The following is a 19372-nucleotide window of genomic DNA, read 5'->3' as shown; positions in this document are numbered from 1 at the left end:
GGTATGTCCATGCTTGATCCAGTGTCCAGCCGTGATCTTCTCGAGGTTATCGACGACCGAATCTACTCAAAGGGCACCATCATTGGTGCCCAGCTACCCGTATCCCAGTGGTATAATATTTTCGAGGACAGTACGGTTGCAGATGCAGTTCTGGATCGCCTTATTCACAACTCATATCGCTTTGAACTTAAGGGTGATTCCAAAAGGAGGCAGTCACTACAACCAATAACCCCATAGATTCGTTACTTTCAGCATTTGGTCAGGTGTCTGCATAGGACTGGATTAGGCTGTCTGGATTGGATCGGAACGGCCTGACTGAATTGAACCTGAACACATGACTGAATTGAGCCGGAATGCCTGTCGGAATTGACCGGAATACGCACTATCTGGATGAACTGCAGAAAGAGTACCCGGACCCGATTGCTCATTTTACAGAAGTTGCCCGCAGGATGACTCAAGAAGAGACCAGTCGTGACGTAACGATGGAGACTAGAACAGTTCAAGCAAATACGCCCCCACCGCGTAGCCGTACTCCACAAGGGCATCCCGCAGGCCCACTGGGCAGCAAGCCCGCTCACCAGGCACTTCGAAGTTGAACGCGCAGGGCGCCCCCTTCAAAAGATCAATGATCTCAGGCCCGTCGATACTGCCGCGGTAAGGATAAAGATGGTCGTCCCGCATCCCCAGGTTGTCAAAGATGTGCGTGGCAACGACGCGCTCTCTCAACAGCCCCAGGTCTTCGGCCTGAAGTGGGTTAGCCAGGCGGCCATGGCTTGTACCCAGGACGCCTTTGGGGCTCTTCACCCCGCTAATACTGTACTTTCTTAAGAAAGAACCGATAGGACAATACCAGGAGCAACCCATTATAAAGTGCACCAATGAGCAGGTACGCCGGATAACCAAGGTTAGCCCCATATTCTATGGGCATCAGTTTCACCAGCATCCCCCGGATCACCCAGAAGTTTGGGAATATCCCTAGCAGATACTGCAAAGAACCTTGGAAGGTATCCAAAACCATTAACACCGGTACCAAGGCCAACATCCCCGTTCCCTTGATGAAAGCAAAACCCTCCACCTTGTTTCTGGCAAAGGCGCTCTGCAGTAAACCCAATGCCGGAACCAGAAGGCCGTTGACCAAGGAAAAAAGCACAACATCGACAAAACACAGCCTTCCGAATAGGGATATCCCCATGATGGTATATTTGTCCCCGGCCAAGAGCTTAGTGCCCATCAGGATGATCATATTCCCCAGAACGGACAGCACGTAGATGTATGTCATTTTGAACTTCAGGTAGCCTGACGCACCCACCGGGGTCACGGCGATACTGTGGATTGTGTTTTCGTCCTTTTGCTCTAGCAGCAGGAAGGTAGCCATGGCCCCAAGGAAAAACGCGCCGAAAGACAAAAGGATAACTAGCAACAAGAGCATCATGACCTTTAGCATGGTCTCCTGCAATGGATCAATGGCGGTGAAGATTAAAGGGAACACAAAGGAAGACAGGATCAAAAGAATGACGGGAAACAGACACAGGTAAAGATTGATGGGTTCCCGGGCGATGGTCCGAAGCTCATACTTCAACAGTGACAGATATTTCTTCATCCTAGCTAACCCCTCTTACAGCATTATCTTTAAACCTTGGGCCCACCACAAATCGGAAAAGCACAGCGGCCAATATCCCCAAGTAAAGAGAGCCCACAATGATCATGGGGAGTTCCAATTCACCCCGGACGGCGGAAGCAACCAGGAAGTTTGCCGCATGGGACGGCGAGATCATCAACAACCACCGGTATTTCGCGTCGATCACACCAAAACTGTGCAAAATGGAAGGTACCGTGAACAGGAACATATAACAAAGAAGCAAACCCAGCATGGCAGTGAAATCCCGACTCCACAGGGACAGCACAAAACCGATGGCCGTATGGGCCACACCGCCGACCACTATAAACAGCAAAAGCAACCCGTAATTGAAAGTGAGCCCATGGATCAAGAATAAAGCTAAGGAAGTTATAGCCACCGATTCCAGGGCAAGCACCAACGACGCCACAATCTTTGAGGCTAGGATTTGGCCCAGGGACACAGGCATCACCATCATAGTCCGGATAGTTCCCTCCTGCTTTTCCAAGTGGTAGGAAGCACCCAACAGCAAGATGGACATCACTGCCACATCAACAAAGAGAAGCAAAGGTGCCACTCCCCGCGCCTCTTCCGCCGAAACAAGCAAAAACAACCCTATCCAAAGCAGCCCAGTGACCAAACTAACGGGCAGTATCTTGTAGCGCACAAGGCGTTTCAGTTCCCCGGCGATAAGTCTGTTTAAACCAGTCATTTCAGCTCAGCTCCAGTGACGGTAATGAAGATGTCCTCCATGGAGGTCTCGCCGCTGTGGATCGTCTCGATATCTTCGGTTTTAAGCAGCCTTTGGAACTCCTCATTGAATCCTATACCATCCAGCGGAAAGATAGCGCTAGCGATAGTGCCCTCTTTCCTGTACTCAACTTTGACTTCCCGCCTGCCGTACTTTAACTTGAGATCTCGAGGTGTGGAAATCTCCACCAGCCTGCCGTCTACACAGAAGGCCACCCGATCACACAGCTGCGCCACGTCATTCATCAAATGCGTAGTGAGGAAAACAGTACCACCCTTCGCGCGGTATTCCGCGATCATATCCTTGATAATCCGGGCATTCTTCGGATCCAGTCCGTTTGTCACCTCATCAAGAAACAACACCCGGGGATTGTTCAGCATGGCCCGAACAAAGTTCAAGCGCACCTTCATCCCCTTGGAATACTCGCCCACTTTCATATCTCGGTACTCCCAAAGGCCGACCCGTTCCATAAGCTCTTGAATGTCCGCCTTCCGGTGGTAGAAATCGGCGAAGAACTGCATGTTCTCCAAAGCAGTCAGTTTGGAGAAATGAACCGGCACTTCAAACCCTACACCTATTTCCTCGTAGTAGGAGTTGTCCAGCGACTCAAGATCCTTGTCAAAATACTTAACGCTGCCCCGGTAGCCTTCCAAGAGCTTCGTGAGAATCTTTTGCGTGGTGGATTTCCCGGCACCGGAGGGTCCCAACAGACCGAAAATCTCGCCTTGGAACACATCGAAGGTGATCCCTTTGATGGTATCTTCCCTGGTAGATGGGTACCTATACCACAATTCCTTAATGCTAAAGGCGGTTTTCATCCTTCTCCTCCTTCTGTTACCCTTGCTGATACCCTACCCTGATTCGGTTCGTGCCTTTAAGTATCTTTTGCCCGAACCCCATACTGAATAATGTCTACGATCTGGTTAACCGTGTGGAGTACCTCAGTGGGTTCCCCGCACGGCACCAGCTTGTGCAGATTGGAAAAGACAACCTGCAATAGCTTGACTACCAGTTCCGGCGGATAGCGACTGTCAATCTGACCTGCATTTACCGCCAGGACGATCTGCTGATGGAAGGCCCCGATGTAATCATAGGGAAAGAAACTGTATAGCCGACTGCGAAAATCGTCGGTCTCCTCCATAATCCGATTGAACAGAAGATGCTGCCGCTCATCGGCCAGCATGAAAGCTGTGGTTGCTTTGATTATTTCCTTCAGAGCGGCAAAAAAGTCGTTGCTGCCTGCAACCGTTTCCCGTAGCCGCTGTTGAAAGTAACCAGCCTTCTTCTTCGCAATGATATCGATCATGGCCAAGTACAACCCGAACTTGTCGCCAAAATTATGATAGAAACTACCTTTGCTCATCCCGGACTTTTTCAGGATATCGTTCAGGGAAGCGTCCTCAAACTTCTTCCTGGCAAACTCATCGAGGGCCGCCTCTTGAAGGGCGGGATAACGCAAAAGCGGGTTGTTTTCCCCGATCAGGGCCTGATAATCAAAACTCCTTCCCAAAACCTACACCTTCCATCCTACGGAAGCTTCTCTGGACCAGACGGTCTAGACCATCTGGTCTAATCTTACCACCCAACTTCGGTCCCTGTCAACACGAGGTAATGAACACTCAGAACTGGAGGAGATGGGTGCCTATCACAATGCCTGTTTCCCCCATGACCAGTAAAAGAGGGCCACCCCGTCTCCAAAACGAAAACAGGATGGCCCCTAGTTGGTCCAAAGTTCCAGAATATCAATGGGGCAATTGGTCTACATAGTTGCCAGTCCGCCTTTGTCTACCATCGCTTCTTCGGCTCAAACTCCTGGGGATGGCGCCGCTTGAGCTCAGGGATAAAGTGGGCCCGCCCCGTCGCAGCCAAATACTCGGAGTACTTGGCCAGATTTCCCCGGGCATGGTATGGTCCTCCCTCTTTCATGACCCGCCACATCGGATCCACCGGCTCCGGCAGGCACTCCATCATAGTATCATACCACTCCAGGTAGTAATGTACCGCCTGCTGGCACACAGCCCTTTCTTTCTCCGCGAGGTTGTTGGTCTCATGGGGATCTTCCTTCACGTTAAACAACATTTCCTTCGGGAACAGATGGAAACCGTCATGGTAGGTGCGAATATAAATCCAGTCCCCAAACCGCACCGACCGCTGACATACATGGGCACATTGGCTAAGGACCAGGTATTCCCTGCCCTCCCCCACGCCTTCAGTGATCACCGAAGCATAGCTTTGTCCATCCCACAGCGGATGGAATTGTGCCCCTAGGAGTTCTGCCAAAGTGGGTAACAGATCTAGGTTGTATCGTAAGCCCTGATCCACATGCCCCTTTTTTCCACCGGGCCAGCGGATAATCAACGGAATCCGGGTAGTAATCTGATCCGCAGTGGCATGTTCCCCGTAAAGGCCCAGCTCCCCAATGTTTTCGCCGTGGTCCGAGCTTACGATGATCGCCACATCATCGAGTACACCCTGCTCTCTTAGGATTTCTAGAATCCGACCCACATGTTGATCGGCATAGCGGATACCACAGTCGTACCCGTCAACGAAGGTCCGCAGGTCATCCATATTTTGGAGCTCCCCAGGATACCGCGGATACTCTTGTCCCGCAGGAGCCTCGTTACTCCACATCCAAGTGGCCCGGGCTCCGTGGGGAGAGACCATTTGACGGTGCTCCTCGAGTCGTTCCTCCGTCAGCCACTCGGGCAACGGGTCATTGGCGAAGGGGTTACCAAACTCCTCCGGCGCCCGATACGGTGTGTGGGGATCCCAGCAATTGATGTGCAAGAACCAGTTGTCTTCCTTTGCGTTCTCCTCCAGCCACTTGTAGGCCACCGGGAACACTTCCTCGGCCGATTCCATACCACTTTTTCCGGTATTATACATCTCATTGAAACCGGCGTAAAACCACCAAGCGCCATGGCGTTCCGCAAAGGGGCTGATGGTCACCGTTCGAAAACCACTTCGTCTCAGGAGCCCAGGCAGACTGTGACTCCGCAGGCGTCCTGCAAATCCTCGCTCGGGCCCTTCTAGCCGCAAGTCCGCAGCGGTACCACCGTGGCCCACAACCCCGGAGCGAATCCCAAACTGCCCGGTCATCAAGGCTGCCCGGGAGGGTAAGCAAGGGGCGTCGGAACAGTGCACGTTTTCAAACCGTACTCCTTCCTGTGCGATCCAATCAATATTGGGTGATGTGTTCCGATGATATCCGTAACAACCCAAGTGGTCGGGCCGCAAGGTATCAATGTCAAGATACAGTATACGCAACTCCTACACCTTCCTTTTCCACCAAGTAGTCTCACCGTGAGTCTTCTTCTGAAAGGTCACACCCGCGGTACCCTACTTCGTCACGATAGTCCACATTCCTGCTCTATTCCTGGTCTGGTGGCTAGTCTAGCCAAAGACCTCCCCCCTGCCAAAGCGTACATCCTTGGCTCTTCCCCGACCAAACCATGAACCACAGGTTGTAGTTTCGTCAAACCCAGAGATAGGGGAAATTTCCTTCCAGGGCAACCCAAGACCGTCTGGTCTCATGGCGAACCTATGTTTGAAACATCTGTTCTCCTATGATATAATACAAACTGGTAAATCGTTCACAGATCGCTACATACTGACAGTGTCCGCCGGACGAGGAGGTGAGATAGTGACAGGTGACCTGACACCACGTCAAAGACAAATCCTGGAATACATCCAAGAGTACGTTGCAACCTACGGTTACCCTCCCTCGGTACGGGAAATCTGTGCCGCTGTAGGTTTGAAATCCACCTCCACTGTGCACGGTCATTTATCTAGATTGGAAAATAAGGGCTATCTTAGACGTGATCCCACTAAACCACGAGCGCTAGAATTAGCTGATCGGACCAGTGCGATCCCTTGGGAACTGGTCAGTGTCCCCGTCGTGGGTAACGTGACCGCGGGCGAACCTATTCTCGCTGCGGAAAACGTCGAGGAGCACTTTGTCCTGCCCAAGGATTTTGTACGCACCGAAGAAAACGTGTTTATGTTACGTGTTCGCGGGGACAGTATGATCGAAGCCGGAATCCACGATCGGGATTATGTGCTGGTAAAAGAACAAAAAGCCGCCGATAACGGGGATATCGTTGTGGCAATGCTCGGCGAGGAAGTGACTGTAAAGAGGTTTTTCCGCGAACCAAACAGGATTCGTCTACAACCGGAGAATCCCACCATGGAACCGATCTATTCTCGCAATGTTACCATCCTAGGCAAAGTCATTGGCGTACTGAGAAGGTTTGAATAATCCCCTGGGGGAGGGCAGGATAGTGAGTAGCCCTCCCCTATTTATCAACCCAGAAAGCCATTCTAGGTACAAGGATCGACGATTCCGACCCATTTGTCATCTATATAATGCCCGGCATTCACCCTTCTCCTGCCAAATATGTCCCAGCAGTTGACTTCCTTACTCACCTACTGTCGTCCGCATTGGATTGGACACCCAAGATAGTAAAGAACATCTGTAAGGCTTGGTGCTTACCGAGGACCTTAGCATCTTGAGAAGCATCAAGGGGTAGCGAAGCTTCTTCCTGTCGAGCCATGCGATAAGCTTCATCTACCCCTTGTTCTTGAACCAACAACATCAGTTTGTCGTACATCTCCCGGCGGGCTTGGGCTTGTTCGTTCCAAAACTCCGGATCAGAAGTCAAGGCGCTTGCCAGCAAGTCCTGCTTAGCCAGGCGCTTGAACTTCTTTAGCCCCCTCAAGACGTCTTCGCCGTCTACGGTAAACATTGGAACCGCCCCCTTTTGGCATTGGCATCTAACACTACCATAATTCTGCACCTTGACTTCAAAATCCTGCTCCCGACAATTTGCTTTACCTACCAATTAGTGTCTGCTGTTTTCCCCATCCTATACTAATTATTACTAGACTAAACCGGCGGTGCGCGCCCACACTAAGAATGCCGCGTTGGAGGAACAATATTGAGGAGGGAATGGCGTGAACATAAACGTTAAGGTTGCAACTTTCGGTTTCCTGTTATGTGTTGCAACCATTTGACTCCTTACCGCTACTGCCCATGGGGACGAACCGGCGGTTACCCTGGCATTCCACAGGGATCGTGACCCCGTCTCTTTCGTCATGAACGCGACGGCATACACAGCCGGCTTCGAATCCACTGGTAAATGGCCCGGTCATCCCGCTTACGGCCTCACCTTCACGGGAACTAGGGCCACGGAGGGTCGTACCATCGCGGTAGACCCGGCGGTGATTCCTCTCGGCAGCTGGGTTTATATCGAAGGATACGGACTTTACCATGCCGAGGACACCGGCGGCGCCATCAAGGGCAACCGGGTCGACATATTCATGGAGGACTACGATCGGGCTATTTCGTTCGGTATACAGGAGGTCAAAGTCTACCTATTACGCCAAGGTGTACACTGAACCTCGCGGCAGAAAGAAAGGGGAGCAATTCTCCCCTTTCAAAATCCCCGTGCAGCCATCTCCTTACGCACATCTGGACATTTCAGATAATGGTATGCAGCCCGGATGTAGTTTCTTAGTTCAAAATAGACGGCAGCAAGTAGACAATGGGTATATTGGTTCTGCTTGTCCAAATCGTGGGCAGCCTTCAGCACCTCCAACGCCTGCTGGTGTTCGTCCTGCTTCCACAAAGTCACTGCCAGAAACAACCTAACCCAAACATTGCCCGGTTCCAGCGCGACCAGTTGTTGGAAATAGCGGCTAGCCTGCCCGTAGTTCGCCAAGCCCCATTCTACCAGACCCAAGATGTTGAGGTACAGAATGTTGGTAGTGTCCTTTTCTAGCAACGCAGTGTACTTGGCCTGCATGTCCTGGGCAAACTCCAAGTAGTCTTCCTCCTGCATGATCGCATCGATCTGGTCAAAAGCCGCACCTAACTGGCCTAGGTTCACCAAAGCAGTGGCATTAATCAACTGCTCTTCAAGGCCGGTGGCTTGCTGGGTACTCTGGTAAAGCTGTGTCCAGTTCACCGAAGCTGCGGTACAGATCCCCCCGGTCACCAGGATCATTAACACAATGAGCGCCCCAATCATCCCCATAAACTTACGCATATGTACTCCTCCTGTAGGAAAGCTAGCGCTAGGACACCAAGCAGAACCACTGCCACAAGGGCAACGGCAACAATGGTACACAGAACCAGTCTGTAGGCCCATCGTGGCACCTGTTTCCCAGCGATGGCGCCACCGAGCGCCATCATACAGACAAGTTCGCTGACGACTCCAATCCATACCAGATATCGCATAGCCATCGCTCCCCATCAACAGTATATGTTGCAGGGAAAAGCGATGGCCCGGCATCTAGTCTAGATCAATGTGCCAGTGTTTCATTTCTTCCAACAAGTTGTATTCGGTCAAATCGTAGTGAATAGGGGTAATGGATACATACCCTTCCTTCACTGTGGCCGTATCGGTCATGGGGTCTGGATCCAAATCCACCACATCGCCGGCCATCCAATAATAGACCCGTCCCCGGGGATCGAGTCGTTTATCAAAGACGTCTCGGTAGCGGCGGGTTCCCAAGCGGGTAAACTTAATCCCTTTAATCGCCTCGTAGGGAACCGCCGGAACATTGACGTTCAGCAATGTCTCCTTGGGTAGCGCCTCCCGGCTAAACCGTTCCACCAGTTGCTTGGCGATCCTGGCCGCGGGTTCATAGTCGAAGTCCTCCGGAGGGTTGTGATCCAGATCTACGGAGATGGCCATGGCTACCGCTCCCAAAATGGCCCCTTCCATAGCTCCAGAAACGGTCCCCGAATAAAGCACGTCGGTGCCCAAGTTAGGACCACGATTAATCCCGGAAACCACAATATTGGGACTCTCGTTACTGAGCCCCTCCATCCCCAGCTTCACACAATCGGCAGGTGTCCCGTTGACCACATAGGCCTCCAGACCGTCACAGGACCGCACCTGTTCCACCCGGAGGGGTCTATGTACCGTAATAGAATGACCGGTTCCACTCTTCTCTTCGCTGGGAGCAACAATCATTACTCGACCAAGTTCCTGCATGGCTCGCGCCAATGCCCAAATTCCAGGGGCATTAATACCGTCATCGTTAGTCACCAGAATCAACACTTAACCAATCACCCTAGCCTCACGAATTAGCATATCTAGCTTCCTCAACCCCATCCAGTTCGATTACCGAGGTCAAGACCGCGGATTTATTCACAGTCCCGGGGATCTCCAGCACCAGATCCAGGATAGAACGGGTCTCGTCTTCCTTGTGCAGGTTTGCCCGGGTGATGTTAATCTTATAGCCGGCCAAGACTTCGGTCACCGCCGCAAGCTGCCCTGGCCGATCCACCACTTTCAGAACCAACCGGTTAGATTTGCTCAAAAGGTAGGCATACTCGTACTTATCCAGTCCGCCCAAAACCAAGACCACCAGGAGCGTCACCACTAGCGCCCCAAGATAGAATCCAGCACCCACCGCCATACCGATGGCCGCGGCCACCCACAAACTGGCCGCGGTGGTCAAACCACGGATTGTCGGACCTTCCTTCATAATGGTGCCCGCCCCCAAGAAACCTATACCACTGACAATTTGGGCCGCAATCCGAGTAGGATCGAAAGAAGGGGCACTGTCACCACCATACAGTCCATACACACCGTAGGCGGACACTAGCATGATCAGTGCAGAGCCCAGACAAACCAGCATATGGGTTCGCAATCCTGCCGGTCGGCCATGGACCTCCCGTTCCAAGCCGATGACACCGCCCAACAGGACCGCCAAACCAATCCTGACGAGCAAAGCCAAGGTACTGATCACGATTATCACCCTAGACCCGTGCACCACACCGCGGACACTTGGTTTCGGTCCAAGACATCATGGTCCGACACTGGGGGCACTCTTTTTTGGTATCCTGCCCGCAGTGAGGACAACTGGCAAAGCGCTCCAGGTAGCGTTCGCCACACCGCGGGCAATTGCCGAGCTTTCCTTGGGGACGAAAAGTAATGTACAATGAGGCCACAACGGATATCATAATGATCGAGATTGGTTGGAACATGAACACCGAGGCCAGCATAAACATACCCATAATCCACAGCAACGGATGGGCTTGTCGTGCTTTCGCATCCCGGTGGATGAAGTAACTTGCAAACATTAAAACGATCACAGATACGACGATCGAAGTTATGTCCAACTGGAATGTACCGACTTCTACCTGGGGCATTTACTTTAACACTCCACTTGTGTGCACCCGGGCGAACACGGCAGACCCCCTACAGAAGCTTACTGATCTTCGTCTTAATCCGACATAGGGCGTTGTCCACCGACTTCGTATGGGTGTCCAGCCTTAAGGCCATTTCTTTGTATGACAACCCGTTAATATACAGCCTAAAGACCTTGAACTCAAAATCACTAAGAACCTTCTTGATGTGTTCCTGCGTCTGCTTCAGCCGCTCCCGATCAATGACGAGATCCTCCGGGTTGTCCACCTGAGCATTGGAAAGCACCTCCATCAGGGTGCGATCCCCTTCCAAATCATAGATCGGCTTGTGAAGCGAAGTGTAGCAGTTGAGCGGAATATGTTTCTGACGGGTTGTCCCTTTGATCGCACTGATGATATTCCGTGTGATACATAGCTTCGCAAAGGACCAGAAAGAAGAAGTTCCAGGGGCGAAATCCCGAATGGCTTTGTAAAGTCCGATCATCCCTTCTTGCAACAGGTCATCGTCTTCAGCCCCTTGCAAGAAATAGGGACGGGTCCATATATAAACTAGCTTCTGATACTTCGTCAACAGATAATCGACAGCTTCATCGCAACCTTGCTGGGCTAAGTGAACCACCTCTTCATCGGACCGCTGGCTGAAATCCATGTCTGCCGGCCACCCATGAGGTTCTGTCATCGCATGACTCACATCACTCACGTTAATTCACTCCCCAACCCAGTAATAGCAAGCAGCCCTCTTGTCCCCCTTTATCCGATAGGACAAGCCTAACACGATAAAAACACTACTATCCCCTACCCTCAATCGATCAGGGATATGCAGATGAGGGACGCATAAGGAAGGAACACATATGACACAGGAAGAGCTTCAAACTACAATCAATTGTAGCAAACTGTAAAGATGGAAGTCAAGCGAAATCCATCTGGGTATTAATACCCGTCCCCCTTCCCTAGTATAAATTTTCATATGATGGATCTTTCCCGAAGCTTCTTGGTGATGGCCATCAGGGCCAACTGCCAATGGGCAAGGGAAGTGCCTCCTTGAAAATACACAGCATAGGGGGGCCGTACCGGCCCATCGGCGGACAACTCGCTGGAAGAGCCCTGGATGAAGCTTCCCGAGGCCATGATTACCGGATCATCATAGCCTGGTAACACCGAAGGCTCCAGGGCAAAATGATGGTCCACCGCTCCAGTCTCCTGCACCGCCTGACAGATGAGTCTTTGCAACTCCGGATCCCCACAGACCACCACCTGCACCACATCACCCCGGGGAGCGTCGACCCCTGGATGAACCTCAAAGCCCAGTTTGCTAAAGTAGGCTCCGACCAGGATCGCCCCACAGAGGGCCTCCGCCACCATATGGGGTGCCAACCACAGCCCCTGATACAACAAGCGATTGAGCCCAAAACTAGGACCTAACCGATCACCCAGTCCCGGTGCAGTAAGGTGCTCTGCCACCTGTACCACCAGGTCTTCCCTACCTACTACGTATCCCCCACCGGGGGCAATGGTGCCACCCGGGTTCTTAATTAAAGAACCGGCCGCAAGATGTACCCCCACCTCGGTGGGTTCCTTCTCTTCCACAAACTCTCCGTAACAGTTGTCCAGGAAGATGATGGCCTCGGGAAATCTCTCCTCTAAATACTTCACTGCCTCCCCAATTTGAGCCACGGTCAGGGCAGGACGCAAGCTGTAGCCCCTAGATCTTTGCATCAGGATCAACTTTGGTGCCCTGGTCACCTGGGCAAGCTCCGCCGGATCGAACTGACCATCGGGAAACAGATTTATCTCCTGATACTCAATCTGCCATCGTTTGAGGGAGTTGGGGGAATCGCCTTTCTGCCCGATCACCATCTGTAATGTATCGTAGGGAGCTCCGGTAACGCTTAACAACAGGTCCTGGGGTTTTAGAAGACCAAAAAGACAGCAGGTGATCCCGTGGGTACCAGAGACAATCTGCGGACGGACCAAAGCAGATTCGGTCCGAAAAATATCCGCATAGACCTCCTCCAGCACTTCCCGACCCACATCACCGTAGCCATAGCCCGTACTCCCCGTAAAGTGATAATCAGCCACCCGGGCTTTGTGAAAGGCCGCAAGCACCTTGGCCTGGTTATTCACCTCGGTCTTTCGTACTTCCTCGATTCTAGGTGCGATCTCCCGAAGAACACTATCCACTAAGCTGCGACAAAACTCCATAGCTACTCCTCTTCTTGCTTTTTCCTAGCACTGGCGAAAACAGACTTGGAGGAGATACTCTCCCCCCCTAGCTTCTGAATCTTTTCCTGGTCAAGATCTACCTCGGAATAGACATACAATCGCCATTTACCACTCTCCATGGGCATCACTTCCGTCTCCCCAGTGATCCCATATTCCTCCCAAAGGGCTGTCACCGCCTTGGTGAGCTCCTCTTTGGAGTTAAACTCCAAGGCAAAGGACATCATCAAAAACCGCCCTCCTTCAGTTTCTACTGTTATCCAAGGCCGCCCTCAGCTGACCGATGAATTGGCCCAGGGCATCACAGGGATCCTCAGCTTCCTTTACCAACTGCGCCAAGACACTACCGATAATCACTCCATCGGCTATCTTGGTCACTTCCACCGCCTGTTCCGCCGAAGAAATCCCAAAACCCACGGCTACCGGCACATCAACATTGGCCTTGATCCGAGCCACAAGTTCGGTCAGATCCTTAGGCAGCTTCTCCCGGGGACCAGTGACACCATGCAAAGACACGGCATAGATAAAGCCTCGAGAGCGTTCCCCGATCTGCTGAATCCTCTCCGGAGGTGTGTTGGGGGCCACTAGGTAAATCAGGTCCATCCCGGCTTCCTCGGCCTTCTCTGCAAGACCGCTTGCTTCCTCATAGGGCAAATCAGGCACGATCAGCCCCGCAACCCCTGCTTTAGCCGCGGCTTCCACAAACCGATCCTCTCCCCAGGAGTATACGAGGTTGTAGTAAACCATGAAGACCAGTTCCGTATTCAAGCCCTCCCGGCGGATTTCTTCGTAGACCTCACCTGCAATCTCCATCACTTTGGCAATGGTGGTCCCGTTTTGCAGGGCTTGTCCTGCCGCCTCCTGGAGGATGGGTCCATCGGCCAAGGGATCCGAAAAGGGAATTCCAATCTCAATGATATCCGCACCATCGCGGGCTGCGGTAAGCAAAAGCCTTTTGCTGGTCTCCAGGTCCGGATAACCGGCTGTCAAATAGGGGATCAGTGCGTTCCTCTCAAACCGCTTTCTCAGTCTACTCACCCCCAACACCCCCATTCATCCGAATCTCACGAATCTGCATTACATCTTTGTCCCCTCTACCGGACAGGTTTATGACCACTATATCATTGGAGGAGAAGGTGTGGGCCATTTTCATGACATAGGCCACCGCGTGGGCACTCTCTAAGGCCGGGATAATCCCCTCGGTCTTGCACAACAGTTCAAAGGCAGCCAAGGCCTCTTCATCGGTAACAGGATAATACTCGGCCCGTTTCTGGTCCGCAAGGAAACTGTGCTCAGGGCCAACACCGGGGTAATCCAAACCAGCGGAAATGGAGTATACAGGGGTGATCTGTCCATCTTCATCATGCATCAGGTAACTGAAAGCACCGTGCAAGACACCCTTTGTCCCCAGGGTAATGCAGGCCGCGTGCTTCCCTGTCTCTAGGCCCAAACCCCCGGCCTCCACTCCCACCAAGCGCACCTTTGGATCATCCACAAAGGCATGGAAGATCCCGATGGCATTGCTCCCTCCGCCCACCGCGGCCACGATGCAATCGGGCAGGCGGCCTTCCTGCTCTAAGATCTGCTCCCTGCACTCCCGTCCAATTACAGACTGGAAGTCCCGTACAATGGTGGGATAGGGATGTGGCCCCACCGCAGAACCGATGAGATAATAACTGTCCTCCACATTGGTCACCCAATAGCGGATCGCCTCATTGCAAGCATCCTTCAGGGTACCGGTCCCTGAAGACACCGATTCCACCCGGGCACCCAAAAGCTCCATCCGAAAAACGTTCAGGGCCTGCCGCCGAACATCTTCCTCGCCCATGAACACCACGCATTCCATCCCGAACATAGCAGCAGCCGTAGCACTGGCCACCCCATGCTGGCCGGCACCGGTTTCGGCAATAATCTTGCGTTTCCCCATGCGCTTGGCTAACAGGATCTGCCCCAGGGTGTTATTGATCTTGTGGGCGCCGGTGTGGTTGAGGTCCTCCCGTTTCAAGTATATCTTAGGCCCGCCTAGCCGTTCAGTCAGGCGCCGGGCAAAGTAAAGAGGGGTAGGCCGTCCGGAGTACTCCCTCCAATACCACTCTAGCTCCTCCCAAAAGGAGGGATCCTTCTTCACGGCTTCATAGGCCTCCGCAAGCTCGTTCAGGGCAGGAACCAGTGTCTCGGGCACATACCTGCCACCGTACTGGCCAAAATAGCCATTTCCCTTAGTCATACCAACTCCTCACTTTCTGTAGCAACTCCCTTAGCTTGCCATGATCCTTCTTCCCCGGATATGCTTCCACACCACTGCAAACATCGATGGCCATAGGTCTTACCCGGGCAATCCCTTCCCGAACATTCTCTGGGGTAAGACCCCCGGCTAGGATCAAGGGGACCCGCCGGGCCAGCTTGTGAGCCAAATCCCAATTGCACACAACGCCTGTCCCCCCCAAAGCTCCTTCCACCCGGCTATCCACCAAGAAGGCATCAGCTGGATAATCCCCAATCTTTGGGAGGCGGTCGTCCTGCAGATGAAAGACTTTAATGACTGGGTGGTACTGGGCCAAAAAACGGCATTCTCCGGGTCCGTAATTCCCATGCAATTGTAACACGTCTAGTCGTACGGTATTGGCCACATCCAGGATCTCCTCCGGAGTGTGTTCCACAAAGACACCGACGACTTTGGTGAAAACGGGCAAAGACCTCCTCACCCGAGCTGCCCCTTCCACCGATACACATCGGGGGCTTTTCTTGGCAAAGACAAACCCAATGGCATTGGCCCCATGGGCTACAGCCTCTAAAGCATCATCTTCATTAGTTATACCGCATATTTTTACCTGAATCAACTGCGCTCACCACCTACCCCAGGGACAACAGCTTCTGCAACATGGCCGAGGGGTAACTGCTGGCACAAAGGGCTTCACCAATCAAAAGCCCCTGCACCCCACAGGCCATCATCCTGTGCATATCCTCCTCGGTCCGGATGCCGCTTTCACTCACCACCACCCGGTCCCGGGGGATCAAGGGACGTAAGCGCTCAGTGACCCCCAAATCCACCGAAAAATCGGCCAAGTTCCTGTTGTTTATCCCGATGATCTCCGCTCCAATCTCCAGGGCCACCTCCACCTCTGCCTCATTGTGCACTTCCACCAGGCACTCCAGACCCAGATTAGTGGCATAGTCGAACAATCGTTTTAGCTCTTGGTGTTCCAGTGCCGCCACAATCAGCAAAATGGCGTCCGCCCCCCACAACTTAGCCTGTAGCACCTGATAGGGATCGATAATGAAATCCTTGCGCAGAATCGGAAGGGTACTGGCGATCCGGGCTTGCACCAGGTCCTCACCGCTACCATGGAAGAACTCCCGATCGGTCAAAACGGAAATGGCAGTGGCGCCCGCCTGCTCATAGGCCCAGGCGGTATAGGCCGGCTGCAAGTCACCGTTAATCACCCCCTTAGAGGGGGAAGCCCGCTTGATCTCTGCAATAATGCCGACGGGCTGTGCCTTACGCAAAGCGTCCGCCAGACTACGTCTTGGTTTGGGTAAAACCTGCTCCAGACTACGGGCTAAGGTTTCGAAAGAACAACGTTCCTTCTCCTTAAGAAGCTCGGCCTGTTTAGTGGTAATGATGCGCTGTAGCATTTTCCGCATACCTCCTGGACACCTGCTGAAGCTGGTGTAACTTTTCAAGAGCCTTGCCCGAATCCACAATCTCCCCGGCGAGCTGTACCCCTGAACGGAAATCCGGTACCAGTCCGCCCACCATAAAGGCGGCCGCCGCGTTAGCCAGGGCCACATCCCGATGGGCCCCCCGCTCACCGGACAAAACCCGCCGGATAATCTCCGCATTCTCCCGGGCAGACCCACCGATGATCTGCTCCTTCTTCACCGGGGCAAGGCCGAAATCCGTCGGGTCCACGTAATAGGTGGTCACTGTTCCATTCTGCAGATGGGATACCTTGGTGGGAGCACCGAGGGAGATTTCATCAAGGCCATCGGTTCCGTGAACCACCAGCGCCACCTTTGCACCGAGCCGGCCAAGGGTTCTAGCCACCAACTCCGTAAGCTCTTCTTGGTACACCCCAACCACTTGGTACTGGGCACAGGCGGGATTGCACAGGGGTCCTAGGATATTGAAGATGGTGCGGATCCCGATTTCCCGCCGGGGACCAATGGCGTGGGCCATGGCTTTGTGAAAGACAGGGCTGAAAAGAAAACCGATCCCAATCTCATCAATGCACCCTTCCACTTGGGCGGGGTTAAGATCCACACAGACCCCCAGGGCTTCCAGCACGTCAGCGCTTCCACACATACTGGATACAGAACGATTGCCGTGTTTGGCTACCGGCAGTCCGGCACCAGCCACAATGAAGGCCACGGTAGTGGAGATATTGTAGGTGTTGGCCCCATCGCCACCTGTTCCACAGGTGTCCAATAACTGGGTCACCCGGGGGCGAATCTGAACCGCAAAGGTCCGCATCGTCTGGGCCGAACCCACCACTTCATCCAAAGTCTCCCCTTTGATCCGTAAAGCAGTAAGATAAGCAGCGATCTGGGCTGATGTGGCATCTCCCGTCATGATTTGATGCATAACCAGGGAGGCTTCCCTTTCACTGAGACTGACACCACCGGTAAGTTTGACAATAGCTTCCCGAATCATCGGGCTTCCCTCCTTCCGGCCAGCAAGGACTGTTCCGCATGGTTAATAGCCACTAAGACTGCCCGAGCCTTATGCAAAGTCTCCTGGTACTCCCGTTCGGGCACCGATTGGGCCACGATACCCGCTCCGGCATAGACATAGGCCCGACCATCTTTGCAAAGCGTACTTCGAATAGTGATGCACTGATCCATACTCCCTTGATAGCTGAAGTAACCCACGGCCCCCGCGTAGGGCCCCCGCCGATGGGGTTCTAGCCTTTGAACTAACTCCAGGGCTCTTTTCTTGGGAAACCCGCTGACGGTACCTGCGGGAAAGACCGTCCTAAAAAGGTCAAACTGATCTTGGCCTGCTGCCAACCGACCAGTGATCCTGCTTACCATGTGCATCACATGGGAATACTTGATGATCTCCATGGACTCTTCCAACCGCACCGTCCCCGGAACGCAGACAAGCTCAAGCTCCCGAAGCCCCAGTTCCACCAACATTTGGTGCTCCGCCACTTCCTTCTCATCCTTCATAAGCTCACGGACATAGGCCTCATCCTCGGCGGGTGTTGCTCCGCGGGGCCGGGTTCCCGCAATGGGATGAATCTCCGCCTTTCCTTCCTGTAACCGAACCAAAGTCTCCGGGCTAGAACCCAAAAGCTGGTAGTCCCCTAGGTCCAGGTAAAACACATAGGAAGATGGGTTGAGGCTCCGCAAAGCGCGATAAACCGCAAAGGAGGATACCGACAGAGGAACCTCGAGCCGCTGGGCGAGCACCACTTGCTCTACATCTCCCTGAGTAATGGCCTTTTGAACTTCCCTTACAGCTTCCATAAAAGCTTCCGGGGAGGTACTGGAGGTTGCTTGACCTACGTCAAAGGGTCTATCTACGGATAGGGAAGGAAGGGTGCAAGCGGAGTCCATTACCTGTCTTACCGCCTTTTCCAGACGTAACTGGGCCTCTTGGTACTCCTTTTCTGGATTGTCCTTAGGATGGGAATTGTAGATAACTTTGATGGTGTGGTACAGATGGTCGAAGACGTATACGATCTCCGGAAACATGTAGACACAATCATAGACATCAAGTCCATCACCGGCCGCTAAGTCTTCTTTACCGTCCAGATACGCCACTTCAAAACCGGTGTAGCCCACCGCTCCACCGGTAAAGGGCAGATCTAGCACCGGCGCGGCCGAGACGTCACGTAGAAGCTCCCTTAGCACAGCTAAGGGATGGGCCCTGCGAATTACCGGGGGCTTGCCCTGCTCCTCCACCACCACCTGGGTACCCTTGGTCCGAATCACCATATGGGGGGAGACCCCAAGGAAGGAGTACCGGCCAAACCGTTCTCCCTTTTCGACACTCTCCAACAAAAAGCCCATTCCGGACTGGGCCACCTTAGACCACAATGATACCGGAGTCTCCAAATCCGCTGGCAGCTCGCAATAAACAGGCACGACCCTGTACTGCGCGCTCAGCTTCTCATACTCAGCTCTACTCGGGTAACAACGCACTATAGATTCCTCCCTCTGTTGTCCGTGGAATCTGAACAAAAAAAGACCAGATCCATACCGTAGGAATCTGGCCTGAAAAGGCGTTACCACTCCTCATCTCATCTCGTCTCATCTCATCTCAGCTCAGACTCCACTTGTCTCGACATTTAATTGTCTCCCTCAGGTGGGATTGACATATATTTTATGAAAGACGTAACCGTTTGTCAAGCAGACAAATCCTAGGGGTGCACGCACAAAACGTAGGTAGAAATCATCACTCTACCCCCGTACATTATGCTATTTTTGGCTGCCAGTACTCGTCCCAACGATTACCATGGATAAAGGCAGCGAGGTTAAGCATTTGTTGGACACCGGCTTGGCTCCACCTCATTCCTGCCTGTTTGTGCCGTTTACAGACTATTTGTTTGCAGGCACTCTCCACATGACCACTTCCAATCGGATAACCATGGGACTCTAACCATTTATAGCGCATGCG

The 19372-nt window shown here is 52.9% G+C and carries 22 protein-coding genes; 3 read left to right on the top strand and 19 right to left on the bottom strand.

The annotated features are described in order from the left end of the window. Positions 1-237 (top strand): ATP-binding protein (locus GXX57_01575; GenBank protein ID HHV43344.1); only part of this gene is annotated, 237 nt, incomplete at its 5' end. A 252-nt stretch (positions 238-489) separates the two neighbouring features. Here GXX57_01575 and GXX57_01570 read toward each other — a convergent pair. The 6 genes from GXX57_01570 to GXX57_01545 all read right to left on the bottom strand — a co-directional run bounded on the left by GXX57_01570 (position 490) and on the right by GXX57_01545 (position 5633). Then, the gene (locus GXX57_01570) at positions 490-804 is read right to left on the bottom strand and encodes a hypothetical protein (protein ID HHV43343.1); all 315 of its coding nucleotides are present in this window, start codon (positions 802-804) and stop codon (positions 490-492) included. Between the two features lie 4 nt (positions 805-808). Further along, on the bottom strand, positions 809-1600 hold the full coding sequence (locus tag GXX57_01565; GenBank protein HHV43342.1) for a hypothetical protein: 792 nt from the start codon (positions 1598-1600) through the stop codon (positions 809-811). Between the two features lies 1 nt (position 1601). Further along, on the bottom strand, positions 1602-2327 hold the full coding sequence (locus tag GXX57_01560) for an ABC transporter permease (GenBank protein HHV43341.1): 726 nt from the start codon (positions 2325-2327) through the stop codon (positions 1602-1604). Beyond that, a complete protein-coding gene (locus GXX57_01555; GenBank protein HHV43340.1) occupies positions 2324-3184 on the bottom strand; it encodes an ABC transporter ATP-binding protein in 861 nt (286 codons plus the stop codon). The genes GXX57_01560 and GXX57_01555 overlap by 4 nt, the downstream gene beginning before the upstream one ends. Before the next feature lie 56 nt (positions 3185-3240). Beyond that, the gene (locus GXX57_01550; protein ID HHV43339.1) at positions 3241-3876 is read right to left on the bottom strand and encodes a TetR/AcrR family transcriptional regulator; all 636 of its coding nucleotides are present in this window, start codon (positions 3874-3876) and stop codon (positions 3241-3243) included. A 275-nt stretch (positions 3877-4151) separates the two neighbouring features. Next, on the bottom strand, positions 4152-5633 hold the full coding sequence (locus tag GXX57_01545; GenBank protein ID HHV43338.1) for a sulfatase-like hydrolase/transferase: 1482 nt from the start codon (positions 5631-5633) through the stop codon (positions 4152-4154). Between the two features lie 265 nt (positions 5634-5898). On the opposite strand from GXX57_01545, the gene lexA reads away from it, so the two are divergent. Next, positions 5899-6624: a transcriptional repressor LexA gene (lexA, locus tag GXX57_01540; protein ID HHV43337.1), complete on the top strand. Its 726-nt coding sequence runs from the start codon at positions 5899-5901 to the stop codon at positions 6622-6624. 163 nt (positions 6625-6787) lie between these two features. Here the strand turns inward: lexA and GXX57_01535 are convergent, their stop codons facing one another. After that, entirely contained in the window at positions 6788-7111 is a 324-nt protein-coding gene (locus GXX57_01535; GenBank protein ID HHV43336.1) for a hypothetical protein, read from the bottom strand. A 349-nt stretch (positions 7112-7460) separates the two neighbouring features. Here GXX57_01535 and GXX57_01530 point away from each other — a divergent pair, with 349 nt between their 5' ends. Further along, positions 7461-7763, top strand: coding sequence for a hypothetical protein (locus tag GXX57_01530; GenBank protein ID HHV43335.1), 303 nt, complete (start codon positions 7461-7463; stop codon positions 7761-7763). A gap of 38 nt (positions 7764-7801) precedes the next feature. On the opposite strand, the gene GXX57_01525 is transcribed toward GXX57_01530, so the two are convergent. From GXX57_01525 to GXX57_01470, 12 genes are all read right to left on the bottom strand, one after another. Next, positions 7802-8413 (bottom strand): tetratricopeptide repeat protein, encoded by a 612-nt coding sequence (locus GXX57_01525; protein HHV43334.1) that lies wholly within the window; start codon positions 8411-8413, stop codon positions 7802-7804. Positions 8414-8659: 246 nt separating this feature from the next. After that, positions 8660-9433, bottom strand: coding sequence for a 5'/3'-nucleotidase SurE (gene surE / locus GXX57_01520; GenBank protein ID HHV43333.1), 774 nt, complete (start codon positions 9431-9433; stop codon positions 8660-8662). A 19-nt stretch (positions 9434-9452) separates the two neighbouring features. Beyond that, entirely contained in the window at positions 9453-10154 is a 702-nt protein-coding gene (locus GXX57_01515) for an MgtC/SapB family protein (protein ID HHV43332.1), read from the bottom strand. A 425-nt stretch (positions 10155-10579) separates the two neighbouring features. Further along, positions 10580-11206: an RNA polymerase sporulation sigma factor SigH gene (gene sigH / locus GXX57_01510; GenBank protein HHV43331.1), complete on the bottom strand. Its 627-nt coding sequence runs from the start codon at positions 11204-11206 to the stop codon at positions 10580-10582. 284 nt (positions 11207-11490) lie between these two features. Continuing rightward, entirely contained in the window at positions 11491-12729 is a 1239-nt protein-coding gene (locus GXX57_01505) for a hypothetical protein (protein ID HHV43330.1), read from the bottom strand. A 2-nt stretch (positions 12730-12731) separates the two neighbouring features. Beyond that, positions 12732-12977 (bottom strand): hypothetical protein, encoded by a 246-nt coding sequence (locus GXX57_01500; GenBank protein ID HHV43329.1) that lies wholly within the window; start codon positions 12975-12977, stop codon positions 12732-12734. A 13-nt stretch (positions 12978-12990) separates the two neighbouring features. After that, positions 12991-13785, bottom strand: coding sequence for a tryptophan synthase subunit alpha (locus tag GXX57_01495; GenBank protein ID HHV43328.1), 795 nt, complete (start codon positions 13783-13785; stop codon positions 12991-12993). Continuing rightward, positions 13778-14974 carry a tryptophan synthase subunit beta gene (gene trpB / locus GXX57_01490; GenBank protein ID HHV43327.1) on the bottom strand — a complete coding sequence of 399 codons (1197 nt, stop codon included), beginning with the start codon at positions 14972-14974 and terminating at the stop codon, positions 13778-13780. Before trpB ends, GXX57_01495 begins: the two co-directional genes overlap by 8 nt. After that, the gene (locus GXX57_01485; GenBank protein HHV43326.1) at positions 14967-15587 is read right to left on the bottom strand and encodes a phosphoribosylanthranilate isomerase; all 621 of its coding nucleotides are present in this window, start codon (positions 15585-15587) and stop codon (positions 14967-14969) included. Before GXX57_01485 ends, trpB begins: the two co-directional genes overlap by 8 nt. Before the next feature lie 13 nt (positions 15588-15600). Next, the gene (gene trpC / locus GXX57_01480; protein HHV43325.1) at positions 15601-16383 is read right to left on the bottom strand and encodes an indole-3-glycerol phosphate synthase TrpC; all 783 of its coding nucleotides are present in this window, start codon (positions 16381-16383) and stop codon (positions 15601-15603) included. Next, positions 16358-17401: an anthranilate phosphoribosyltransferase gene (gene trpD / locus GXX57_01475; GenBank protein ID HHV43324.1), complete on the bottom strand. Its 1044-nt coding sequence runs from the start codon at positions 17399-17401 to the stop codon at positions 16358-16360. Before trpD ends, trpC begins: the two co-directional genes overlap by 26 nt. Then, on the bottom strand, positions 17398-18897 hold the full coding sequence (locus GXX57_01470) for an anthranilate synthase component I (GenBank protein ID HHV43323.1): 1500 nt from the start codon (positions 18895-18897) through the stop codon (positions 17398-17400). The genes trpD and GXX57_01470 overlap by 4 nt, the downstream gene beginning before the upstream one ends. Between the last annotated feature and the right edge of the window lie 475 nt (positions 18898-19372).

The organism is Bacillota bacterium, assembly GCA_012839765.1.
Taxonomy (GTDB): Bacteria; Bacillota; Limnochordia; order DUMW01; family DUMW01; genus DUMW01.
The sequence above is the reverse complement of the archived record's forward strand: the minus strand, read 5'-3'. Positions and strand labels throughout refer to the sequence as shown.

Excerpts from the sequence above, each read along its gene's own strand:
- GXX57_01565 (HHV43342.1), bottom strand. The coding sequence starts at position 1,600 with ATGAAGAAATATCTGTCACTGTTGAAGTATGAGCTTCGGACCATCGCC.
- GXX57_01560 (HHV43341.1), bottom strand. The coding sequence starts at position 2,327 with ATGACTGGTTTAAACAGACTTATCGCCGGGGAACTGAAACGCCTTGTG.
- GXX57_01555 (HHV43340.1), bottom strand. The coding sequence starts at position 3,184 with ATGAAAACCGCCTTTAGCATTAAGGAATTGTGGTATAGGTACCCATCT.
- lexA (HHV43337.1), top strand. The coding sequence starts at position 5,899 with ATGGCGAACCTATGTTTGAAACATCTGTTCTCCTATGATATAATACAA.
- GXX57_01535 (HHV43336.1), bottom strand. The coding sequence starts at position 7,111 with ATGTTTACCGTAGACGGCGAAGACGTCTTGAGGGGGCTAAAGAAGTTC.
- GXX57_01530 (HHV43335.1), top strand. The coding sequence starts at position 7,461 with ATGAACGCGACGGCATACACAGCCGGCTTCGAATCCACTGGTAAATGG.
- GXX57_01525 (HHV43334.1), bottom strand. The coding sequence starts at position 8,413 with ATGCGTAAGTTTATGGGGATGATTGGGGCGCTCATTGTGTTAATGATC.
- sigH (HHV43331.1), bottom strand. The coding sequence starts at position 11,206 with ATGACAGAACCTCATGGGTGGCCGGCAGACATGGATTTCAGCCAGCGG.
- GXX57_01505 (HHV43330.1), bottom strand. The coding sequence starts at position 12,729 with ATGGAGTTTTGTCGCAGCTTAGTGGATAGTGTTCTTCGGGAGATCGCA.
- trpB (HHV43327.1), bottom strand. The coding sequence starts at position 14,974 with ATGACTAAGGGAAATGGCTATTTTGGCCAGTACGGTGGCAGGTATGTG.
- trpC (HHV43325.1), bottom strand. The coding sequence starts at position 16,383 with ATGCTACAGCGCATCATTACCACTAAACAGGCCGAGCTTCTTAAGGAG.
- trpD (HHV43324.1), bottom strand. The coding sequence starts at position 17,401 with ATGATTCGGGAAGCTATTGTCAAACTTACCGGTGGTGTCAGTCTCAGT.